The following is a 6,067-nucleotide window of genomic DNA, read 5'->3' as shown; positions in this document are numbered from 1 at the left end:
GGCTGCATGCTCTGGGGTCAATCGGTTCAGCCGGTTCGCAGGCCGCCGGCACGGCAAATCATCTTCATATCGCGTGCGTGGCCGGGGTTTTGTGCTCCGTTGTTCGTTGACAGGAGTCGAAGATAGTCTCTCAACGTTTTTTAGTAACTGCCAGATCTGGTGGCTTGCCGCTGGCCACGATGTGGCGGCACCGCCACCTCGGCGAGAAGCGAGTGTAGGCGGTATGATAATGCTAGTGCATTTCCTGCAAACTGCGAAACTACTGCAGTGGACGTATGACCGCACTGCCTCTCCGAAGTGCGGTGCGATCTTGCCCATTGGCTGGCCAACTAGATGTTTGATCCCAGATTTTGATGGTTCATCATCGTCCGAATCAAAGGATGCGCTATGGGCCAGGTTCTTCATGGGAGCGCCACGACGACAGAGGCGGTTCGTCGAGCGATACAGCATAGTCAAGAGAGCCTGAGAGCGCTGGCGAAGCGGTACGGGATCAACCAGAAGACTGTTGCCAAATGGCGGGAACGGACCTCGGTGGCCGATGGGACTGTCAGGAATTCTGTGCGCGAGGCCGGTTTCGTCATTGGCTGACGAACTTTTCGCCGAAGACGACGGCGAACTGGGTTTTGGCCTCGAACCACTCGCGCGGAGGTCGTTTCCAATCCTTGGCGCGTGGTTCAGGACCAGATATAACAGTTTCATTGCCGCGTCGTCATTGGGGAAATGGCCTCGGGTGCGGACGGCGCGGCGCAGTTTCGAGTTCAGCGCCTCGATCGCGTTCGTAACCGGTATGGTCATGACGGTGCCACCTGATCCCCGCTGAGATGAAAGGCTTTCGGCGTATGGTGCGACCATCCGGGACAGGGGCACCGGGAGCACGCCAAGTACGGGCAGGCCGATGTATTCGATGAGCTGCGAGCTCGCGTTAGTAGCTGGCCGCCCCTGCGACCTGCCCGGTTGCGCCGAGAGCGCGGATCCGTAGGTGTCGCGTCGCCCGCCGGCTCCCGACTGTTTGAGGAGGAGCCGATGAGACGCGTGATTGGGATGGACATCCACCGCACCTTTGCGGAGGTGGTGGTTTGGGAAGATGGCCAACTGCGCCATCACGGACGGGTCGACATGACCCGCTCGGGACTGGAAGGCTTCGGCCGCAGTTGCGACGAATGGATGAGGTTGTCGTCGAAGCTACGGGCAACGCCATGGCAGTGGTGCGGGTTCTGTCGCCCTATTGCCAGCGGTTTTCTGCCGGCGGTCTGGGTTCCCGATGAGCGGACGGAGCGGCTTCGCCGCTTCGTCACGCGGCGCAACCAGGTCGTGCGGCATCGCACGCGCGTGAAGAACGAGGTGCATGGATTCCTGCAGGCGCACCTCGTGCCGAAGTGCCCGCATGCCGATCTGTTCAACCGTCGGGGTCGCGCCTGGCTCGAGCGGCAGGTGCTTCCCGACGACGAGCGGGCCGCTATCGCTCGCCACATCCGCGAGATCGACCGCCTGGCCGAGGATCTGGCTGACCTCGATCGGGAGATCGCCCGGGAAGCGGTTGATGATGTGCAAGTCCGGCGTCTTCAGACGATCACCGGCGTCAATGCCATCGTCGCGAGCGGTATCATCGCCGCCGTCGGCGACATCCGGCGGTTCCGCGAACCGCAGAAGCTGGTGAGCTACTTCGGCCTCAATCCTCGTGTGCGTCAATCCGGTCTTGGCTTGGCGCAATATGGCCGGATCAGCAAACATGGGCGTTCCCATGCCCGCGCCATGCTGGTCGAGGCCGCCTGGGCGGCGGCGAAGGCGCCCGGACCGCTCAGGGCTTTCTTCCTGCGCATCCGCAACAAGCGCGGCCATCAGGTCGCAGCCGTGGCGCTCGCCCGCAAGCTCGCCGTGTTGATCTGGCATCTGCTGACAAAGGAGCAGGACTACTTCTGGGCTCGCCGGCGCTGGTGGCGGCAAAGCAGAGGCAGCTCGCTCTCAAGGCTGGCGCGCCGGGCGAGCGCGGTGTCGGTCGCCGCGGTTCGGCTTACGCCTACAACGTGAAGGAGTTGCGAAACAGCGAGAAAGCCGCGGCCGAGAATGCCGAACGTGCCTACGAGCTGATGGTTCGGCATTGGCGGTCACTAGGGCCGAAGCGGCGCACGGACGCCACAAACGAGGAACGACTATAACGGCTGCGCGGCGGCGCTCTCATCCTCTCACGCCGCTCTTTGCCACGTGGTCGTCCGTGCCAGGCGAACATAACATAAGCAAATATCCCGGTGCGACAGTCATCGCCCCGGTCCACTCCAGAAAGGCGCCGTGCTCGACGCAGTCAAGGCGTGGCCTGGAAACCTCGCAGCCGGCCATGGCGCCATCGCACCGGCCAGCCTTGACTGCGTCTCGACACGCTCGCATGGGAAATCCTGTGGGCCGGGACGAAGAAACACGCTCACCTGAGCCGAACAAATAAACGCACAGGAGTCGAGAAAGCCGAAATCACGCTTGTCGATGTCATCCGTGGTGTAGATGATCCGGCGCACGCTTTCGGGGAAGGCGAAGAACGGCACCACGTGTTGCCAGTTGCGCCGCCAGCTCTGGGTGATCGCCGGATACCGCTGGCCCCAGTAGCCGGCTTCGAATTCCTCCAGGGCCTTCATGCCGGCTTCGGCATCCTTTGCCCGGTAGATCGCGCGCAGCGCCGGCACGACCGGCTTGCGATCCTTCCACGACACGAACTCCAGCGAATGGCGGATCAGATGCACGATGCAGGTTTGGACCACGGTCTGGGGGAAGACGGCGTTGATCGCCTCGGGGAAGCCCTTCAGGCCGTCGACGACGGCGATCAAGACGTCGGCGACGCCACGGCTCTTCAGCTCGTTCATGACGCGCAGCCAGAACTTGGCGCCCTCGGTCTGCTCGATCCAAATGCCGAGGATCTCCTTCGTGCCGTCCGGCAGGATGCCGAGCGCGATGTAGACGGCCTTGTTGCGCACGAAGCCCTCGTCCCTGATCTTGACCCGGATCGCATCGAAGAAGACGAGCGGATAGATCGCATCCAGCGGGCGGTTCTGCCACTCGGCCACTTCCTCCAGGACGGCGTCGGTGACGGCCGAGATCAGTTCCGGCGACACGTCGATGCCGTAGAGCTCCTCCAGATGGCCGCGGATCTCGCGCACCGTCATGCCGCGCGCCTACATGGAGATGATCTTGTCGTCGAAATCGGGAAAGCGGCGCTGGTATTTGGCGATCAGCTTCGGATCGAAGATCCCGGCCCGGTCGCGCGGGATCGACAGCGTCATCTTCGACGTGCCCGTCAGAACCGACTTCCTCGAATGGCCGTTGCGGCGATTGGCGCTGCCGTCGGTGCGGTCGTCCTCGAGGTGCTCGTCGAGTTCAGCGTTCAGAATCCGTTCCGAAAGCGCCTCAGGTCGTCGAGCAATCCGTCCTTGGCAAACACCTCATTCGGATCGCGGCCGGCAAGCAGTTGGTCCAGAAGTTCCTTCTCGATAGCCATGTGATGATTCTCTCCTTTCCATCATCATGGCCTCGCGCACAGAATTCCTGACAGTCCCGTGGACGATGTGCCGACCGGTCCGAGAGAGCCTAGATCGACGGTGCTCTTGCCCGAGGAGGAGGCCGTCATCGTCCCCTTCCGGCGCTACACTCTGTTGCCACTGGATGACTGCCTCTACGCCTTACAAGCGACGATCCCACACGACGCGCTCGTCACTGCATCGCTGCCTGCAGCGCCACGGCATCAGCCGCCTGCGGACGTAGAAGGTGACAAGCCGGCGAAGAAGAAGTTCAAGAGCCATCCGATCGGCTACTTCCACATCGACGTCGCCGAGGTGCGCACCGAACAGGGCAAGCTGCACATGTTCGTCGCCATTGATCGCACCTCGAAGTTCCCCTTCGTGGAAACGGCCACCACCGCCATATCGAGAGACTTCCTGCTGCGCCTGATCGCGGCCGTTCCCTACAAGATCCACGCCGTCCTCACCGACAACGTCCTAAGCGCGGAACGAAATGGAGCCTGCAGTCAAGGTCTCTCTGTTCGTCAGCATGCCCTTGCTGCGTGACGTTGGTCAAGTCGTCGAACCAGGCGGCTTCCACCGGCAAGGGAAAAGGTCTCGTCCATAGCAAACACAGGGTCCGCACGAAGGCGGGTCCTCACCGTCCTCAACACGAGCTTCTGATCCAGGCGGAAGACCCGAACATTATCTACAGGGTCATCGAATCGATGCCCTCACGGCCCTAGCTGACAGAGGTTCTTCCACCTGGCACCCGCCCTTCAACGAAGGGCCGGTAGTCGGAACCACCTTTGACGACAGCGTGCACGACGCGGGCCATCTTGGCGGTAATAGCGGTCATTGCCTTGCGGCGTAGATCGGGATTGTCGCGATCCCGCGCAATGTAGCGTTCGAACTTATGACGGAAGCCATTCTCCCGCTGGCGGATGGCGACTTGTCCGGCGATCCACAGGGTGCGGCGCAGCCGAGCATTGCCGAATTTGGAAAGGCGGGTCTGGCCCCGATATTGGCCTGACTGCTGTGTCGAGAGGTTCAGCCCGCAGAACTTTAGAAACTGGCGATGATGGGTGAAACGGCGAAGATCGCCGGCTTCGGCAATGATGGTCAATGCGTTGATCGGTCCAATGCCCGGGATTTGTCGCAGGAGCTGATAATCCTGGCTGTGCCGCAACAGCTCGTCGGCCTGCGCTTCGATCTCATTGCGCTGCCGGATCAGGCTGCGTGCTTCGTCAATGACCATCCGGAACATGCGAATGGCAGGGACATCAAGCGGCAGCGGCAGTCCGATCGATGAGCGCGCCGTCTCGTAAATATCCATTAGAATCTGTGTCTTGCTGACCTTGCGGCCGACGACATCCCACGCTGCTGTCACAAACTCCTCCTTTGTCCGTGATGCTTGCTGGCGTCGGAAAGGCATGAAGGAAGGCGAAGAACCAATCGCTGCGGCTGTTCCCCCGGAATCGATCGATCTCGGGAAAATACAGTGGCAGGTAGTGCGTCAGGATACGGTGCTGGATCTCGGTCTTGGCCCTTGGCGATCGCTTCATGGGTCTTCGACAGTTCCTGCACGTCGTGATGCCGGCGCGCGGCGGATCATGGTAGACCTGCGTCGCCTGGATCCTGAGCATGTGCAGCATCACCTGGGCATCCTTTGGATCGTTCTTGTCCCAGCTGTTGTGCAACGCTTCTCGTGTTCGGGCCAGCGCCAGCGACGCCACCAGCCGCACCTCGAAACCCGCTTCAGCCAGGCGCCATGCTATCGGCCGGTGATAGTTCCCGGTCGCTTCAAAGGCGCAGACCACAGGGCGGCCGTACGCCTGCAGCACTTCGATCATATGGTCGTGCTCAACACCGGGTGTTGAGGACCAAAAGGCGACGCCGGCGCTTGTGGCCCGGTGCTTCGATCAGAACTTCATTGCGCACCTTGGCAATGTCGATCGCTACCAGCACCGCGGCGGCGGGTGTAGAATCTGAAGTGGTCATGGTCGGTCTCTCCGGAATGGGCTGTGAACATTCCACATTCTAGAGAAACTTTGACTGGCCATGGCCGCCTCGACAGCGGTGCGCGCCTGCAGCGAGCTGCGCGCACCGCTCTCTCGGTCGCCGCGGCTCCTTCATTCCGTAGGTGCTACGGCTCCTGCTACAAATCAAAGGCCTTCGCCAAGGCCTGCCGCGATCTCGGCCTCAAGCACGTCAGGACAAGACCCTATACGCCCAAGACCAATGGCAAGGCCGAGCGCTTCATCCAGACAGCATTGCGCGAATGGGCTTATGCCATCGCATCCGACATCCGATCACCGTGCCGCCGAACTGCCTGTCTGGCTACACAGATACAATTGGCATCGTCCACATGGCAGCCTAAAGTCCAAAACACGTATCAGTCGCCTGGCTCTAACCGAGGACAACCTGTGGAGGCAATGGCGGCGTGCATGGGGCGTCCATCGCGCGAAGCTTGGAGATCGGCCGCATATATGTTCCTGCAGCAGCGGGCGTTTTCAGTGCCGTGGGTCTGCTTCTGGCCGAAAAGTCAGTAGCTGTCGCATCAGCCTTCGTCGCACGACTGGACGAGC

1 protein-coding gene and 6 pseudogenes are annotated in these 6,067 nt (G+C 61.5%); 4 read left to right on the top strand and 3 right to left on the bottom strand.

What is annotated here, in order from left to right; all coding sequences use genetic code 11:
- Positions 1-387 precede the first annotated feature (387 nt).
- Positions 388-540: pseudogene (locus tag EOA36_RS24490) on the top strand (IS481 family transposase); the annotation flags it as partial.
- 37 nt (positions 541-577) lie between these two features.
- Here the strand turns inward: EOA36_RS24490 and EOA36_RS24485 are convergent.
- Positions 578-780, bottom strand: a pseudogene (locus EOA36_RS24485) (transposase); the annotation flags it as partial.
- A gap of 243 nt (positions 781-1,023) precedes the next feature.
- Here EOA36_RS24485 and EOA36_RS24480 point away from each other — a divergent pair.
- Positions 1,024-2,028, top strand: a complete 1,005-nt coding sequence (locus EOA36_RS24480) for an IS110 family transposase (protein ID WP_348628135.1) — start codon at positions 1,024-1,026, stop codon at positions 2,026-2,028.
- A 443-nt stretch (positions 2,029-2,471) separates the two neighbouring features.
- On the opposite strand, the pseudogene EOA36_RS24475 reads toward EOA36_RS24480, so the two are convergent.
- Positions 2,472-3,481 (bottom strand): annotated as a pseudogene (locus EOA36_RS24475) (IS256 family transposase); the annotation flags it as partial.
- 76 nt (positions 3,482-3,557) lie between these two features.
- On the opposite strand from EOA36_RS24475, the pseudogene EOA36_RS24470 reads away from it, so the two are divergent.
- Positions 3,558-3,974 (top strand): annotated as a pseudogene (locus tag EOA36_RS24470) (IS481 family transposase); the annotation flags it as partial.
- Between the two features lie 247 nt (positions 3,975-4,221).
- Here EOA36_RS24470 and EOA36_RS24465 read toward each other — a convergent pair.
- Positions 4,222-5,480: pseudogene (locus tag EOA36_RS24465) on the bottom strand (IS110 family transposase).
- A 149-nt stretch (positions 5,481-5,629) separates the two neighbouring features.
- Here EOA36_RS24465 and EOA36_RS24460 point away from each other — a divergent pair.
- A pseudogene (locus EOA36_RS24460) lies at positions 5,630-5,906 on the top strand (integrase core domain-containing protein); the annotation flags it as partial.
- Between the last annotated feature and the right edge of the window lie 161 nt (positions 5,907-6,067).

The sequence above is a fragment of the Mesorhizobium sp. M8A.F.Ca.ET.021.01.1.1 genome (genome assembly GCF_003998025.1).
In the GTDB taxonomy this organism is placed as follows: domain Bacteria; phylum Pseudomonadota; class Alphaproteobacteria; order Rhizobiales; family Rhizobiaceae; genus Mesorhizobium.
The sequence above is the reverse complement of the archived record's forward strand: the minus strand, read 5'-3'. Positions and strand labels throughout refer to the sequence as shown.

Excerpts from the sequence above, each read along its gene's own strand:
- EOA36_RS24480 (WP_348628135.1), top strand. The coding sequence starts at position 1,024 with ATGAGACGCGTGATTGGGATGGACATCCACCGCACCTTTGCGGAGGTG.